Origin of the sequence: Pontibacter sp. HSC-14F20 (assembly GCF_019599265.1) — a bacterium.
Lineage (GTDB): Bacteria > Bacteroidota > Bacteroidia > Cytophagales > Hymenobacteraceae > Pontibacter.
Genome location: NZ_JAHZTC010000011.1, coordinates 136,750 through 153,719, shown reverse-complemented (window position 1 = coordinate 153,719; position 16,970 = coordinate 136,750). Strand labels below are relative to the sequence as shown.

The following is a 16,970-nucleotide window of genomic DNA, read 5'->3' as shown; positions in this document are numbered from 1 at the left end:
GAGCAGCAGCAGTTGAAACATCACCCGCCCGCTGAGCTTCTTGACCTGGTGGTCCACCCGCGTCCGGGCCGCCAGCTGAGCAAGGTCCTGGTCAGGGATAAATGCCAGTAAATCCTTCGCCTTCATACATGCCTCCTTCCCCATACAATTCCTATCATAGAATACGTACCTTAAAAGGTTTCGAACAGTAGTGGGTAGGGGGCCTCTATTTTTTCTTTATCGAGGAAAAAAGTAAGGCCCGCCCGGCCAGGGCAAGCTATACAACAACCAAGTTGCTATACCTGCAACAAGCCGTAGCTTTACCAATTACAAACCGGCATCATGCATCACCACAAGTCACGCGGACACTAAACTAGCGCTATACCTTATACCTGCTGCACAGGCAACACTATACCTACAATAGCAATACTACCCCTTACAACTTCAATAAATCTCTTTTTCCTACATCTACTACCGCTCTCCGGAATCAATTACCAGCAGGCTATGTTACGAATCTGACTTAATAAAAATTGCATTTATAGATCAACATCTAACCCCTAGGCTTATCAAAACGTTTGGCAGCGCCGTGCAGGGCGTAAACGCCTATACCGTGACAGTGGAAGTGAGTGTGAGCGCCGGCGCAAAGTACTTTCTGGTGGGTCTGCCCGACAACGCCATTAAAGAAGGCGAGCAGCGTATAGAATCGGCGCTGGCGCAGTACGGCTACAAACTCAAGCGCCAGAAAACCATCATCAACATGGCGCCTGCCGACATCCGGAAAGAAGGCGCTGCTTACGACCTCACTATCGCGATGGGCATGCTGGCTGCCGGCGGACAAATGGTGGCTGATAAGTTTTCTCAGTACATGATCATGGGTGAGCTTTCGCTCGATGGCTCGCTGCGCCCTATTAAAGGTGTGCTCCCTATAGCCATTCAGGCGCGTAAAGAAGGATTCAAAGGCATCATATTGCCCGCCAGCAATGCCCGAGAAGCGGCTATCGTGAATAACCTGGACGTGATCGGGGTAGAGAATATTAAAGAAGCAATCGATTTTCTGAACGACGAGCTCGACATTCAACCTGTCAAAATAGACACCCGTGATGTGTTTCAGAACATGGCCAACCAGTATGCTGCCGATTTCTCGGATGTGCAGGGGCAGGAGAATATCAAACGGGCTTTGGAGATCGCTGCAGCCGGCGGCCATAATGTGATCATGATCGGACCTCCGGGCGCGGGTAAAACCATGCTGGCCAAACGACTACCCTCTATACTTCCTCCGCTTTCGATGCACGAAGCCTTGGAAACAACTAAAATACATTCGGTGGCTGGCAATTTCGTCGCTACTTGCTACGCGGCCATACCGGTCGCCGCACCATACCATATCGGATGTGGCATTAGTGGGTGGTGGCGGTATACCACAACCAGGCGAAATCTCACTGGCACACAATGGCGTACTTTTTTTGGACGAACTCCCGGAATTTAAGCGCACTGCACTGGAAGTAATGCGTCAGCCGCTTGAAGAACGCCGTGTTACCATATCAAGGGCCAAAACCACCCTGGATTTCCCGGCTAACTTTATGCTCATTGCGAGCATGAACCCGTGTCCCTGTGGATTTTACAACCACCCTGATAAAGAGTGTGTATGCGCGCCCGGCCTGGTGCAGCGCTACCTCAACAAAGTAAGCGGCCCGCTCCTCGACCGCATCGACCTGCACGTGGAAGTGACACCGGTTACGTTTGATGAAATGACCGCCACCCGCAAGTCGGAAGATAGTGAGATAATACGTGAACGTGTGGTGCGGGCGCGCGCGATTCAGCGGGAACGTTTCAACGAATTTGACGGCATCTATTCCAACGCCATGATGCCCTCACAGATGATAAAAGAGATCTGCCAGATTTCTGATGCCGGGCGCACTTTGCTGAAGACTGCCATGGAGCGCCTCGGACTCTCGGCACGGGCCTATGATCGCATCCTGAAAGTAAGCCGTACCATCGCCGATCTGGCTGATAGCGAAGAGATAAAAATTGAACATTTAGCAGAAGCTATTCAGTACCGCAGTCTGGATAGAGATGGCTGGGCGGGCTAGATCACAAAAGACACAACAAGCTCTATATTAAATAATTATAAAGTTCAACACTTCAATATAGTGTTGAACTTTTGTTTTTAACACCTCATTAATCTGCTTCTGTAATTGCACTACACCTAAAGCAAAATATCTACCTTTTTTAGACTTTTCTTGGAAGGTTACGTAATATGGGACGTCAGGAACCTCGATGAAGAAGATAAATCCTGACCTTTACATACTTAACCCATTTAACCATTTACTACTATGAAAAAAAGGATTTTAATGCTTGTATTAGCCATAACGACAGTGGTTGCAGCACACGCACAAGGCCCACGATTAGGAATTAGAGCTGGTGTTAACTATGCTGGTTTTGGTGGTTCAGATGCAGATAACTTTGATCGAATCTGGGGCGGACACGCTGGTTTAACGGCTAACTTCCCATTGTCTGCAGACAACTTCTTCTCGATTCAACCAGAATTGCTTTACTCGATGAAGGGCGCTGAAAACGACGGGAATACGTGGAAAGTGAAAGTGAATTACTTAGACGTTCCTGTTTTAGGCCGAGTTAATGCGGGTCCATTATACTTTGAAGCTGGTCCGCAGCTATCAGTAAAGATCAGTGATGACAGAGAAGGCTCCGCGCCACCCACTGATGATGTTAAACGCACTGGTCTAGGTTACGCAGCCGGAGTCGGTTTACAGTCTACTCCGCTCGGCCTGAGCATAGGTGTACGTTACAACGGAGATATTTCCAAACTGTATGACAACTCTAATGCCCCTAACTATCGTAATGACGTATTCATGCTGACGTTGGGCTATTCGTTCGGCGCCAGATAAGCGACTCCATTAGTACAGAATAAAACTATTATACTGAAGCCCCGGTTTACGCCGGGGCTTTTTTAGGTATAGCTGCTATACCTGTCCTCCCCTTCTTCCGACTTTTACATGAAGCACCTTCACTAAGTACCTGCAACAAAGCAGCCGTCTGATTGTAATAAGGTATAGTGCGCTTCGACTTCATCGACTTGACGACCAGAAAAGGCAAAAAATAAAGTGCAACTTCATAAAAATTATCAACCTGATAGTCAACTAGATGACAGCATACTTGTAAAAATACCTATCCTATATACTCAATAAAAATATAGTTCTGCACGTATATTGCTCAGATCATACCAAACAACCAATACCCAATTATGAAAAAGCTATTATTTATGTTCGTGTTTGCAGTAGCTACTGCATTTAGTGCTCAGGCGCAAAACGCAAGCTTCGGCGTGAGAGGCGGTGCGAATATTTCTAACCTGTCCGGCGATTTACGTGACGAAGACCGTTTCAACAATAAAGTCGGTTTCCATGCCGGTATTACAGCTAACTTCGGCATCGTCGACAACTTCTTCTCTGTTCAGCCGGAGTTGCTTTACTCTGTGAAGGGTTTTAAGAACGAAGACTCTGAGTTTACTCTTCTCGGTCAGGATTGGAGAAGAGAGGGCAAAGTAAATTACAACTACATTGACCTCCCAGTACTCGCCAGAATTAAAGCCGGTCCTTTATATTTTGAAGCGGGTCCGCAGGCCTCATACCTGGTCAGCGTGAATAACGAGACGAAGACTTACCTGAACAACGAATTACAAAACACCACACGCGACGAGAATAGCAAGGATGGTTTGAAGGAGTTTGAAGTAGGTTACGCAGCGGGTATAGGCTTCACTTCAGCCAACAACGCGATTAGTTTCGGTGTGCGTTACAACGGTTCCATCAGTGACTTTGTAAAAGAAGACGTGAACTTTGGTGGTGACTTAGCCAACGCCCGCCACTCTACTTTTATGGTAACAGTAGGTTTTGCGTTGCCAACGAACCGCTAATTATCCTTACTGATAAAAAGTCGCCGGGTGCTGAGCATCCGGCGACTTTTTTGTTTCTGGCTATACCTGCTATACCTGTGTTTAACTAAATGGTGCCGTCAGGAGTACAAAGAAACAAAGGCAAGCGCCTGACCATGTACTAAACCCGCTACTATGAAAAAGATCATACTCCTGATGGCACTGTTGCTCACCACTTCATTTGCAGCAGACGCCCAGTATTACCGCTACGGTGTAAAAGCCGGTGGCGGTTTCTCCAAAGCAGTTGGCTCCGATGCACCTTCCGACCAGATCAACCACCTGGCAGGTATACACGGCGCATTTGTATTCGCGTACGAGTTTGCCTCCCGTCTGTCGGTGCAACCCGAGCTACACTACAGCCGCAAGGGCTTTACCTACGACAACTATACCCTGGCTACAGCCCCTGAAACAGCGCTCACCGGAGATCTGCGCCTCGATTACATCGAACTTCCGCTCATGATCAAACTACAGAAAGCTGCCCTGTTTGTAGAAGTTGGTCCTTATATGAGCTACCTGCTCAATGTCGGCAATGATGTCAACATCGTCAGCACCAATCCCGGAGCTGATCCGGCTCCTGTCATTGGCCGCGAGAATTTCAGCCGGAATGACTTCAATAGTTTTGATGCTGGCTACGCAGTTGGTGGTGGCTTGATGCTTGAAAGCGGCTTTTTCCTAAATGTACGCCACACCGGTAGCCTCCGTCCATTTCCAAAGCAGGACCTGAGCCAGCGCAACCTCGTCTGGCAACTTTCTATCGGCTATCTGATGCCTTCACGCCGACCCGGCAACTGGTAAAGGCAGACAGCTATACCTAAAAACAAAGCAGCCCTGCTACTTCAGTTAAGTAACAGGGCTGCTCTTTATTAGAGAAGAAGCCTATTTGCTCATCTCGGCATAGAATTTATAAAACTGTGGGATCGTCTCTATACCTTTCATGAAGTTGAAAACGCCGAAGTGCTCGTTAGGTGAGTGTATCGCATCGGTATCCAGACCAAAGCCCATCAGCACCGAGTCCAGACCAAGCACTGACTTAAACATCGCTACAATCGGAATAGAACCACCGCTGCGCACTGGCACCGGCTTCACCCCAAACGTTTCTTCATAAGCTTTGGCTGCTGCCTGGTAAGCGACAGAATCAGTAGGCGTTACAACTGGTTCGCCACCGTGATGCGGACGAACCACTACTTTTATACTCTTCGGCGCAATGCTTTCGAAGTGCTTCTTGAACTTTTCTGTAATCTCATCAGAAGTCTGGTTCGGCACAAGGCGCATCGATATTTTTGCAAAAGCCTGAGAAGGTATAACTGTCTTGGCTCCTTCACCGATATAGCCACCCCAGATTCCGTTCACATCCAGCGTCGGGCGAATGGAGTTGCGTTCCATGGTTACGTACCCTTCCTCACCGTGCACATCTGACAGGTCGAGCGCGTGCTTATATTTGTCCAGGCTGAATGGTGCACGGGCCATTTCGGCACGTTCTTCCTGGCTCAGTTCCTGCACGTTGTCGTAGAAACCAGGTATAGTGATGTGGTTATTCTCGTCGTGCATCGAAGCGATCATCTGGCACAGGATGTTGATCGGGTTCGCCACAGCGCCACCATACAGGCCAGAGTGCAGGTCACGGTTCGGGCCGGTTACTTCTACCTCCACGTAGCTCATACCGCGCAGGCCAGTCGTAATGGAAGGCGTATCGTTGCCCAGCATACCTGTGTCTGAGATCAGAATCACATCAGCCTTTAATTTCTCTTTGTTGTTCTTAACGAAAGTCGCCAGATTAGCTGAGCCCACTTCCTCTTCTCCTTCTATCATGAACTTCACGTTGCAGGTCAGGGCGTTGTTCTGCATCATCACTTCAAAAGCCTTTACGTGCATATACATCTGACCTTTGTCGTCGCAGGCGCCACGGGCGTATATTTTGCCATCTTTAATCACGGGCTCAAAAGGAGGCGAATGCCACAGTTCATAAGGGTCGGCAGGCTGCACATCGTAGTGGCCGTATACCAGCACTGTTGGCAAGGCCGGGTCCACCACCTTCTCGCCATACACGATCGGGTAGCCAGCGGTCTCGCAAAGTTCCACGTTGTCGGCTCCCGCTTCGCGCAGTTTCTGGGCCACGAAATCGGCTGTGCGCATAACATCCTGCTTAAATTTGGGGTCGGCGCTTACAGAAGGTATGCGCAGCATGTCCAGCAGTTCGTTTATAAATCGGTCTTTGTTGTCAGCGATATATTGATTCATAGTATAGATAAATGTCTTGCCTTAAAGATACAAAAAAAGCCACCCTTCGGAAAGAGTGGCTTTTAGAATGCTTATACCTGCGTGCGGCTATACCTACTTGCGGAGCCCCAGCTTAATGTTGGCTTTACTTTCTTCACCGTTTATCAGGCGGTTGATGTTTTTGCGGTGCGTTAACACCACCACAGCAAATACCACAAATCCGAATATAATCAGGATCGGGTTGTCAGGATGAAAACGCGGCAGCAACAAGAGTATCGGAAAGGCAAGCGCCGCAATCATGGATCCCAGCGACACATACTTAGAGGTGAAAAGCACGATCACAAAAATGACCATGCACATCAGCGCCACTTCCAGGTGTATGGCCAGCATCATACCCAGTAGCGTTGCTACTCCTTTTCCGCCTTTAAAACGCTCGTACACCGGAAAAATATGCCCTACTACTGCCAGCGCACCCATCGCCAATTGATAGAAAATCAGATCATCGGCCGGCACTGCGTTGAATATCACTAATAAGGCTGCCAGCGAAGTGGCTACCCAGCCTTTGAAGATATCGATCAGCATCACGATGGTTCCCGGCTTTTTGCCCAGCACCCGAAATGTGTTGGTTGCTCCGGAGTTACCACTGCCATGCTGGCGAATATCAACCCCGTAGTATGCTTTACCAATCCAGACGGCAGTAGAAATAGATCCGATCAGGTATGCTATTATAAATAATGCGGCAATTAAAAGTATGTTCATGACGCGTGTGTCAGCTTTGTTTGCATTAACCGCAATTAACAGAATTAAGTGTGGTTTGCATGAGTTTTAGTATTTGAAAAGATCCCAAATATAGGAACTAGTTAATTTATTATCCAGAAATGAGCTATCTTTCACTATACGGCCGAGATGCAGTTATCGGTTACTGCCAACCTTCTTCCTCTTCTGCATTTCCTTTTTTCTTCTTCTTTTTCTTCTTCGTGTCCTCTTCCTCGTCTTCGGCAACATTAAACCCGCCCTGCTCTGCTACCGGTGCCTGGGTTGCCATTTTGAAAGCATCTTTTCCATTGAGGTAGTCGTGTTTGAACTGGTCGACAAAACGGTTTTTGTCGATGTTTTCGCCCATGTACATACCATACTTGCGGGAACGGCCGCCACTGGCTTTGGAGCGGATGGCTTTGTTCAGGTCAGCATCAGACGATACAATAACCAGCCCGTTTTCGAGATAACTCAGGAACACCCAGGTATAAGGGTCGGCCTGCAGGTATAGGTTCACCACCGGTTCGCCGTTCAGGTCCTGCTTTATTTCCATAAAGCCGTCCATATTAGTGCCTATCTCCTCTTTCAGCACATTAGACAGCCCTAACTTGCCCACGCTATACCAGGCATTTGTTTTGTTTGACCAGCGCAGGTCCACGTTATCAAACACCATGCTGCGCACCAACTTGTTCGACAGCTTTGGCAGTGTGATCGCACTACCCTGATAACGTTGCGCGTCGCGGTTGCCGATAATGTTGCCCAGTTTGTAAAGCATTGTTTCTGCATCGCCCTGATCACCACCGCCTCCGCGAATGGCAGTTTCGTTCAGTTTTTTGCCGAGCGCTGCTATAACCGAGCTGTGCATGTTCATGTCGAAGGCCATCAGCGCATCGATGGCATAATAGCCGCTATCTGTTTTGGCTATACCTGTACCGGCTGACTCTATCCCGAAATCTTTCATGGAGTTCACCAGGTTCAGCTTACCTTCAAAAGATACCGTTTTAGAGCCTTCGTTGTAACGCAGCTCGTTGCCTTCGTAAGATCCGGTAACTGAACGGGCAGCATCGGTGATCTTAAATTCGCTGTTCTCCTTATCGTAAGACAGGTCGCCACTCACCGTGAAGATGTCCAGATCGTCTTCGTACTGTTTTTTCGAAACGAAGGTGTTGTATGGCTTAAACGTGCCGCGCGATAAATGCAGACCGGTATACAGTTGGTTTCCATCCGGCGCCTTCTGCTTCATAATCGGGATACGCACGTTGTCCGGGTTCAGGGAGTCGCGCTTGAATGGGAACCAATCGGAGTCTTCCTCGTTTCCGGTAAAGTTCAGCTTCAGATCGCCATCAAAATCCATGTGCGGACGGTAGGAATACATGGTCACGTTGCCTCTGTAGCGGATGTGCGGGAAGATGTAAAAATTATCCGTCTCGCGCACTAGCGACTGTGCATAAGTTGTATTGATGCTAGACTTCTTCTTCAGCTCGTGCTGCTTGTACAGGAAGTCGGCAAACTGCAACTTAAACGAATCAGAAGCGGCATTCTGGTAATCGTGTATGGCCGTGCCACTGAAAGCGTTGCGGGACAAGACATCAATATTGCCTGAATACAGTTTGTGGAACTGCTGCAGGGAGTCAGCCATAACGCGGGCATTGCGTAAGGTGGTGATGGTAGCACCGGCAGCCACCGCTACCTTGCCGCTGTCAGGTATAATGTGCACATCGCCTACAGGTATATACGGCACACCGCCGGCCAATATTGAGTTCACTTTCAGGTCATACTCGCCGGTTGCGGCGCTGAAGTACAGGCCTTCCTGCTCCGGGTGCTGTGAGTAGAAGTAGTTCTTTCCGCCTGCGCCGTCAGCGGCCAGACTTACCTTTTGCTGCTTCATATCCCAGGTGGCACGACTCATCGAAGTTTTGTACTGCGCTTGCGGGAATTCTATACTGGCTATACCTTTCTGCTCACTACCAAACTCTACAAAGCGCTTGTCCAGGTCGTAGCTAATGGCCATATCCGTCGCTTTCATGGCTGGTTTGCCTTCCACATCTGATTTTACGATCATCTGTGCGTTATTGCCTGACAGGTTGCGCCCTTTAAACGACAACTTCTGTGATACAATATTCGCATCCGCATTGTCTAGTTCGCCATCACCGTACAGACCGCCCGGCGACAACATGGCTGTTCCAGTAAACTTAAATTCCTCTTTGTAAATCTTCATCGGGTCTTCGGCAGCAGCCATCACGTACATCGTGTCCTGCTTTGGTGCCCAGACCATTTCATAGTGTCCCAGGCTGGCTACCGGGAAGTTGGCATCGCCACCTCCTGCTTCTATCTTCGCGCTGGCACCTTTTTGGGTCACTACTTTATCGAGGTAATAAGTATACTCCGGCGCCTCAAAAGTTGACGTCAGGTACTTGAGTGTGCCCCGGCTTTGTATACCTTCAGCACTCATCATAATGGTGTCGTAGGCTATACCTTTGCCGCCGAATGCAGGTAAACCGTTGGGGCCCGGCTGATAATAGAAGCCGAGTGTTTCGTCGGGCATCATGGTCAGCTTGGTTTTGATCGGCGGGAAGATATTGCCCGAATGGAAAGTACCACTGAAGCCGATCATACTTTTGCCCTTGCTCAAACTGTCGAGCTTGTAGGACGGAATGTCAAAATAAACGGTACTGTCGTAGGCGCCCGCCAACACGTCTGGTCTGGCAAAGGCCACCTGCCCACCCATCGGCGAATCGAATTTTGGATATTCCGGGTAGTGCTTGCGACCTGACTTGTTGTTTGGCTTGTTGATATACAGCTTACCAGACATTTTGCCTGACCGGCTGGTCATTACCTGCTCCAGTTCTTTCTTCTTGCCAATTGCACGGCGCTTCTTCGTTACAAAAGCCACGGTATCCAGTTTCTGCATATCGATCATAAACTCATTATAATCAAACTTGAACTGAGAGCCTCTGAAGTTGAGTCGACCGGCATACAGCCTACCACCAAATTCCATGTTTCTGTTGTCGAGCAGGTGCACAATGTTGCTGTCAGGCACGGCGTATACGGTAGATGAGTCATTGTTGAATGCCATCTTTTCCACACCGCGCACGGTCAGGCGGTTGCTGTTCAGGTTAAGGGTTGCATTGCGGCCAGATGGCACCACTGACTTGATCACCAGGTGGTCATAATCGCTCAGGTTTTGCGCTGAGCCCACATAGTGCCAGGCTTTTGGCTTCAGGGAAATAAAATTAGACTGTCCATCATAAGTCAGGTACCCTTCGCGGGCCAGGCTGAGGGCCGCTTCCCGCACTGCTTTCTCGTTCAGTTTCGACGCCTTCGCTACATCGAATGCATAGAAGTCGTTGGTTTTGGCCTTGGCAGCGTACGACACCAGCACCTGCAGCGGATGAAAACTAGCTATACCTACCAACTGCTGAAAACGCATGTTAGAGAAATACTGCGCCGATTCCAGCTGTACAGGTATAAGGGTTTTGGTATTGAGGATCGAGAAATTGACATGCGGCGTACCCAGGTTCCAGGCAACCCGCTCAGCCGTGATCTCGAACTTGTGGTAACTGTCGTAAAATGGCGTTTTGCTGTATACACCCTTATCGCGGGTCAGCACCAGTTCGCGGGTTGGCTTGGAGTAGCGCAACTGCATGGCCGGATGTGTGAGTGAGTCGCGGCGCTGATTCTGGTAAATAGCTACGTAAGCTCTGTTGGCAAATATGATAGAGTCGTTCAGGTTGTAGTTGTGCGCCATGGACCGGAACTTCTTCTTTCCGTCTTCCAGCACTGCCAGCGCAGAAATACTGCCGTCGAGCGGCTTACTGCCAATCAGGTTGCCGGCCAGCGTAAAACCACCGGTATAGACAATGTCCCTGCCCAGGCTTTTTACTTTCGCATCGTTGGTGTAAGAGGCAAAGCGCGGGTAAGATTTCTCTCCGTTAGTACCCGCTTTGGTGCTTCTGAATTCAAACACACCTTCAATTGGCGTGTCGAGTACAGCGTTGTAGGTGATGGTGGCATCGGGCACTTTGAAAGCTGCTGCTGTAATGTCAAAATTAAAGGCTTTGAAAGCTGCTGAAACAGGCTTGCCATCTACCTCCCAAGCAAATGAGCCGCCCTCCCCGACAAACAGATTGCTTGCCAGCATCAGGTGCCCGCTTGTTTTCATGATGGTGGTGGAGTCGTGTATAGTGGCAAAGCTCAGGTTGACATTCTCCAGCTTCAGTACCGGGCCGCTCACCTTCGGCTGGGCAGGTATAAACATCTTTTTGAAGTCGTCGCGGCGCTTCTTCTCAGCTACTTTCGGGTCTATTTTTTTTGCGGCTGGCTTAGGCGTGTCCCAGGCATCACCCCAATCGTCGGCAGTGGCCTCGGTGCTTTCGCCCGCTACCTCATCGTCCCATGAAAAACTATCCCAATCGCTTACCTCCGTAGACTTTTCTTTATCTTTTGGGGCCGCCTTGCCTTCATAGGCAAAACTTACACTCCCCCCGGTGGTGCGCAAGGTATACTGCTTGTTCTGGTACAGTATTCCTGTACTCAGATAGCTGCTGCTGGTCTTAAGGAAACGATCGAGTGCTGCACCCTCATCCTGCTGCACGGCTTTGGCTACCACTTCCAGCATGTTATCGATCTGAGCGCCACGCATGTTGTGATGGTTCACGGCACCTACCAGCATCTCGTAAAAGTTCTCGTAATGCGGATTAACGCGCATTTTCTTGCGGTACATCAGCTGCGAAATATCGATCACCTGCTGTTTCTGCTTTTCGGATAGTCGCTGGTTGCCCCACACACTTTCCAGGGCAGCTCCCAGTGCTTCGGCATTTTTGGCTTTGCCAGTCACCAGCATCGCTTTGGCATCGGTGATATACTGCGCCGGGTCAGTTGCTAACTTGGTCTGGGCTTGTGCCGCGAACACAGCCAGAAAAAACAAAAAGGGTAGAAGTTTATATTTCATAGGTCGGAAGGATAATCAATTACTTGTTCTTGAAAATAGCAGACACCCAGTTATTCTTTGTCCGGTGAGATACATAAGTTAGGCCTAGTTCAGCTGCCCGCTCCTGCAGTGCTGGCAGGTCTTCGGTATAGAAACCGCTCAGCAACAATGTGCCTTCCGGCTTTAGCACCGCCACATACGTCGGCATGTCTTCGAGCAGTACGTTGCGGTTAATGTTAGCCAGGATGATGTCGTAAGGCTGGTCTCCTTCGATCGTCTCTGCTCCGCCTAGTCGCACATCTATGCCTGTGTAGCCGTTCAGCTCCGCATTTTCGCGGGCGTTTTCTACTGTCCAGTCTTCTATTTCTACGGCTACGATCTCAGCAGCGCCCAATTCACCGGCCATAATAGCCAGTATACCTGTACCGCAGCCCATGTCCAGCACGCGCTTGCCCTGGTGATCGAGTGTCAGCTGGTTTTCGATCATGAGCGTGGTGGTTTCGTGGTGGCCCGTGCCAAAGGACATTTTCGGGTTGATCACGATGTCATACTTTGCCTCGGCTGGTTTCTCGTGGAACGATGCTCTGACAGATACCTGCCCGCCAATAAACAGCGGCTCGAAATTGCGCTCCCATTCAGTGTTCCAGTTCTGGCGCTCGATTTTCTGTACCTGATACTCCACAGTTGTATACCCGGCGTAGCGGGCTATCATGTTGTTTAGCTCCTGTTGGCTAAACCTGTCTTCGTCAATGTAAGCGTTAAAACCCTCGGCTGTATCTTCAAAGGCATCAAAACCCAACTCGCCCATTTCAGCAGTGAAGATGTCGGCAAAATCGGGACTTACTTTCAGGGCAACTTCTATAAAATCCATGTGTGATAGTTATGGGCGGCACGCTGCGTAGGAGCGCACGTTGGTAAAGTGTACAGTAAAATCAGCAAAATTCCGGTTATCAGTCACGTAGAGCACGTGGTCGGCAAAAGCTTTCTTGTTGGTGATGTGCCAGATAGCAGTGCCATCGGCAAAAAGCTTGTTGCTTTCGCGGTAGACCACCATGGAGGCAAAGGCTTCTTCATCGCCCAGGTATACCGTATAGGCAGCGGTGTTCTTATACCTGGGGTCGCGCTCCAGGTATACCGATCCATAGACGCGGCAAATGTCTTTGCTGGCTACCGTTACAGGCGAAGAGGCTGCCGGCTGAGGAGCTGCCAGGTATGGGAGCAGCGACAACCAAAAGGATATTATCAGAATCATAAGAGATAATTTAGCCAAATATAACTATATCTGCAATAAAAAAGGCTGGTTACTATATAGTAACCAGCCTTTTTTCCTGTGTTATTTGATTATCAGAACGATTTAACAATGTCGGTAAAGTCGCGTGATTTAAGCGATGCCCCTCCGATCAGGCCACCATCAACGTCTGGCTGAGAGAACAACTCCTTCGCGTTGCCCGGGTTACAGCTGCCTCCGTACAGGATTGAGCAGTTGAAAGCGGCTTCGGCATCAAACATGCGTGAAAGCTGCTCGCGGATGTAAGCGTGCATTTCCTGTGCCTGCTGGCTGCTGGCCGTGCGGCCAGTACCAATGGCCCAGATTGGCTCGTAAGCTACCACTACCTGGTCAAACTCTTCGTTGCTTAGGTAAGAAAGACTGTCGTGCAGTTGCTTGCCCACATAGTCGAAATGGCGGTCTGCGTCACGCTCCTCTAGCGGCTCGCCGCAGCAGAAGATCGGTGTTATACCTTGTGCAATAGCTGCTTTCAATTTCTTGTATAGCGTCTGGGCATCTTCGTGGTGGTACATGCGGCGCTCACTGTGGCCAATAATCACGTACTGCACCCCTACCGACTTTAGCATACCAGCCGATACCTCACCGGTAAAAGCACCACTTTCGTGCTCGCTCACGTTTTGCGCAGCCAGGTGCATCAGGTCGTTGCCTTGGGTAAGCTTTCCCACTCCCTGCAGGAACGGGAAAGGTGGCGCCACGATCACGGTCACATCCCCATTCACTTCGTCCTTCACCATGTTATCGATTTCCGAGACCAGCGAAAGCCCTTCCTCGTAGGTCTTGTTCATTTTCCAGTTACCGGCAACAATTCGTTTTCTCATGTTTTATAGTAGCTATTGATTTTTTTTGATTTTCACCTATACGGCAAGTTAACAAAATATAGTATACCTGCCTTGCTATACCTTAAAAACAAAAGCCGCAGCAAATTCAATTACTGCGGCTTTTATACCTTACGTTACAACCTTCCCTTCAGGAACCTGGCCGTATGATTATCCTCGAGTTTCGCCATCTCCTCCGGCGTACCTTCGAACAGCAGGTGCCCTCCGTTAGTACCTCCTTCAGGACCCAGATCGATGATCCAGTCAGCGGACTTGATGATATCCATGTTGTGCTCAATGATAACAACGGTGTTGCCGTTCTCGATCAGCGCATTGATGGACTGTAGCAGTTTGTTGATGTCGTGGAAGTGCAGGCCCGTACTCGGCTCATCGAAGACAAACAGAATATCCTCCTGATGCGCTTGCACGCCTTTAGTCAGGAACGAAGCCAGCTTCACGCGCTGCGCCTCACCTCCCGACAAAGTATTGCTTGACTGCCCCAACCGAATGTAGCCCAGCCCCACGTTGTTCAACGGTCTCAGTTTCTCTACAATCTTCGACTGGTCGGCAAAGAAGTTGATGCTGTCGGCAATGGTCATATCCAGCACTTCCGAAATGCTCTTCTCTTTATACCTGACATCGAGCACGTCTTGCTTAAAGCGTTGCCCGTTGCAGCTCTCGCAGGTCAGGTAGATGTCCGCCATAAACTGCATCTCGATCTTCACCTGCCCCTCGCCCTGGCATACTTCGCAGCGACCACCCTCGATGTTGAACGAGAAATGCGATGGCTTGAACCCACGCGACTTGGCTAGCGGCTGATCCGCGTATAGGGAACGGATCGCATCGTAAGCCTTCACATAGGTGACCGGGTTAGAGCGCGACGACTTTCCGATCGGGTTCTGGTCCACGAACTCTACGTGCCTTATCTTGTTGTAGTCGCCGGCAAGTTTATCAAATTTACCTGTCGCCTCTGCCGTGTTGCCGTGCAGCTTCATCATGGCCGGAGCCAGTATCTTTTTAATCAGGGTAGACTTGCCCGAACCGCTCACGCCGGTTACGACGGTCATCACACCCAGTGGCACTTTCACGTTCAGGTTTTTGAGGTTATTCTCACGGGCTCCCTGTATTTCAATAGCATTGCGCCATTTACGTCGCTGCGCCGGCACCGACACTTCCATCTCGCCGCTCAGGTATTTGGCAGTATAAGTGTCGGCTGTTTGGGTCATTTCTTCCAGCGTACCCTGAAACATCAGGTTGCCACCACCAGAACCCGCTTCCGGACCAATATCAATTAACTGATCAGCGGCGCGCATCATTTCTTCCTCGTGCTCCACCACAATTACGGTGTTGCCCATTTTTTGCAAAGAGCGCAACACACCGATCAGTTGTTCGGAGTCCTTCGGGTGCAGCCCGATACTTGGTTCATCGAGAATGTACATGGATCCTACCAAGGCACTTCCCAGCGAAGTCGCCAGGTTGATACGCTGACTTTCACCGCCGGATAAGGTGTTGGAAAGTCGGTTGAGCGTCAGGTAGCCCAAACCCACCCGCACCAGGTAGCCCAGACGGTTGGTCACTTCGGTTACCAGTCGCTCGGCTACATTGCGCTCGTGCTCGGTCAGTTGCATGTTCTCAAAAAATGCCAGCGACTGTGTGATCGGCATCAGTACCAGATCGGTGATGCTCTTGTCATTGATCTTCACATAACTAGCATCTTTGCGCAAGCGGGAGCCTTTGCAGTCGGGGCAGGTGGTGCGGCCACGGTAGCGCGACAGCATCACGCGGTACTGTATTTTGTGTGTCTGCGCTTGCAGGTGTTTAAAGAAATCGTTGAGTCCTTCGAAGAATTTGTTGCCGGTCCATAGGAGCTCCTGCTCCTTTTCGGAAAGCTCGTTGAAAGGACGGTGAATCGGGAAGTCGAAGCGGATGCCGTTCTTCACAAGCGGCTGCAGCCATTCGTTCATCTTTTCAGATCGCCAGGGTGCAACGGCTCCTTCGTATACCGTCAGGCTCTTGTCAGGTATAACCAGATCCGGGTCTATACCTAGCACACTGCCAAAACCTTCGCAGGTCTGGCAGGCGCCGTAGGGGTTGTTGAAGCTAAAGAAATTGACAGAAGGCTCCTCGAACACCATACCATCGAGCTCAAAGCGATCAGAGAAAACACGCTCCTCGCCGTTGCCATACTTCACTCGACACTCCCCGTTACCTTCGAAAAAAGCGGTTTGCACGGAGTCCGCAATCCTGAACTGCAGGTCTTCGTCTGATTTGTAAATCACGGCGCGATCCACGAGGATGTATACCTGCTTGCCCAGTTTCGGCTTTTTCTCTCCGAGCAGCTCTTCGATAAAGTATACCTGTCCGTCGGCGTAAATACGTGAATAGCCTTTTTGAAGCAGCAGGTCCAGTTCTTTGGCAATTGTGCGCTCTTTGTGCAGTTGCAGCGGCGCCAGGATCATCACACGGGCTTCATCCTCCAACGAAAAGATAAAGTCCACCACATCAGCCACACTGTCTTTTTTCACTACCTCACCAGAAACTGGTGAATAAGTTTTGCCAATGCGGGCGTAAAGCAGCTTCAGGTAGTCGTAAATCTCGGTGCTGGTACCCACGGTAGAGCGGTTGTTTTTGATGCTCACCTTCTGCTCGATGGCAATGGCCGGGCTGATGCCTTTGATGTAGTCCACATCAGGCTTGTCCATACGCCCCAGAAACTGGCGGGCATAGGAGCTCAGGCTTTCCACATACATGCGTTGCCCCTCGGCATACAGTGTGTCGAATGCCAGCGATGATTTGCCGGAGCCGGAAAGGCCGGTGACCACAATGAATTTGTTGCGCGGCAAGGCCACACTGAGATTTTTGAGATTGTGCACGCGGGCGCCTTTGATGATTATATGCTGGCGCGGATCGAGTGTTTCGAGGTTATTTTCGGATGTGTTTGCCATAAAGTATAGCGCAGGCAAGATAAAGCCCACGCATGACGAACTGTTTTTTATACGATGTAAATATACAAATACCCTGTCGCTTTCAGAAGGCTTTTTA

The 16,970-nt window shown here is 49.9% G+C and carries 12 protein-coding genes and 1 pseudogene; 6 read left to right on the top strand and 7 right to left on the bottom strand.

The annotated features are described in order from the left end of the window. Nucleotides 1-565 precede the first annotated feature (565 nt). The 6 genes and pseudogenes from K3G39_RS21180 to K3G39_RS12630 all read left to right on the top strand — a co-directional run bounded on the left by K3G39_RS21180 (nucleotide 566) and on the right by K3G39_RS12630 (nucleotide 4,717). Nucleotides 566-1,462, top strand: coding sequence for a magnesium chelatase domain-containing protein (locus K3G39_RS21180; protein WP_370627257.1), 897 nt, complete (start codon nucleotides 566-568; stop codon nucleotides 1,460-1,462). A 19-nt stretch (nucleotides 1,463-1,481) separates the two neighbouring features. Next, nucleotides 1,482-1,526: pseudogene (locus tag K3G39_RS21175) on the top strand (hypothetical protein); the annotation flags it as partial. Between the two features lie 198 nt (nucleotides 1,527-1,724). Beyond that, nucleotides 1,725-2,066 (top strand): hypothetical protein, encoded by a 342-nt coding sequence (locus K3G39_RS21170; protein WP_370627258.1) that lies wholly within the window; start codon nucleotides 1,725-1,727, stop codon nucleotides 2,064-2,066. A 243-nt stretch (nucleotides 2,067-2,309) separates the two neighbouring features. Further along, nucleotides 2,310-2,882 (top strand): porin family protein, encoded by a 573-nt coding sequence (locus K3G39_RS12640; RefSeq protein WP_220626533.1) that lies wholly within the window; start codon nucleotides 2,310-2,312, stop codon nucleotides 2,880-2,882. A 356-nt stretch (nucleotides 2,883-3,238) separates the two neighbouring features. Beyond that, nucleotides 3,239-3,904 (top strand): porin family protein, encoded by a 666-nt coding sequence (locus tag K3G39_RS12635; RefSeq protein ID WP_255594284.1) that lies wholly within the window; start codon nucleotides 3,239-3,241, stop codon nucleotides 3,902-3,904. A 153-nt stretch (nucleotides 3,905-4,057) separates the two neighbouring features. Further along, nucleotides 4,058-4,717 (top strand): porin family protein, encoded by a 660-nt coding sequence (locus K3G39_RS12630; RefSeq protein WP_220626532.1) that lies wholly within the window; start codon nucleotides 4,058-4,060, stop codon nucleotides 4,715-4,717. 81 nt (nucleotides 4,718-4,798) lie between these two features. Here the strand turns inward: K3G39_RS12630 and K3G39_RS12625 are convergent, their stop codons facing one another. From K3G39_RS12625 to uvrA, 7 genes are all read right to left on the bottom strand, one after another. Then, nucleotides 4,799-6,160 (bottom strand): dipeptidase, encoded by a 1,362-nt coding sequence (locus K3G39_RS12625; protein WP_220626531.1) that lies wholly within the window; start codon nucleotides 6,158-6,160, stop codon nucleotides 4,799-4,801. 93 nt (nucleotides 6,161-6,253) lie between these two features. Then, on the bottom strand, nucleotides 6,254-6,898 hold the full coding sequence (gene plsY / locus K3G39_RS12620) for a glycerol-3-phosphate 1-O-acyltransferase PlsY (protein ID WP_220626530.1): 645 nt from the start codon (nucleotides 6,896-6,898) through the stop codon (nucleotides 6,254-6,256). Nucleotides 6,899-7,058: 160 nt separating this feature from the next. Continuing rightward, the gene (locus K3G39_RS12615) at nucleotides 7,059-11,846 is read right to left on the bottom strand and encodes a hypothetical protein (RefSeq protein ID WP_220626529.1); all 4,788 of its coding nucleotides are present in this window, start codon (nucleotides 11,844-11,846) and stop codon (nucleotides 7,059-7,061) included. Nucleotides 11,847-11,865: 19 nt separating this feature from the next. Continuing rightward, nucleotides 11,866-12,696, bottom strand: coding sequence for a 50S ribosomal protein L11 methyltransferase (gene prmA / locus K3G39_RS12610; RefSeq protein ID WP_220626528.1), 831 nt, complete (start codon nucleotides 12,694-12,696; stop codon nucleotides 11,866-11,868). Between the two features lie 9 nt (nucleotides 12,697-12,705). Further along, a complete protein-coding gene (locus K3G39_RS12605) occupies nucleotides 12,706-13,077 on the bottom strand; it encodes a hypothetical protein (RefSeq protein WP_220626527.1) in 372 nt (123 codons plus the stop codon). A 92-nt stretch (nucleotides 13,078-13,169) separates the two neighbouring features. Next, nucleotides 13,170-13,931 carry a triose-phosphate isomerase gene (tpiA, locus tag K3G39_RS12600; protein ID WP_220626526.1) on the bottom strand — a complete coding sequence of 254 codons (762 nt, stop codon included), beginning with the start codon at nucleotides 13,929-13,931 and terminating at the stop codon, nucleotides 13,170-13,172. A 134-nt stretch (nucleotides 13,932-14,065) separates the two neighbouring features. Continuing rightward, on the bottom strand, nucleotides 14,066-16,873 hold the full coding sequence (gene uvrA, locus K3G39_RS12595; RefSeq protein ID WP_220626525.1) for an excinuclease ABC subunit UvrA: 2,808 nt from the start codon (nucleotides 16,871-16,873) through the stop codon (nucleotides 14,066-14,068). Between the last annotated feature and the right edge of the window lie 97 nt (nucleotides 16,874-16,970).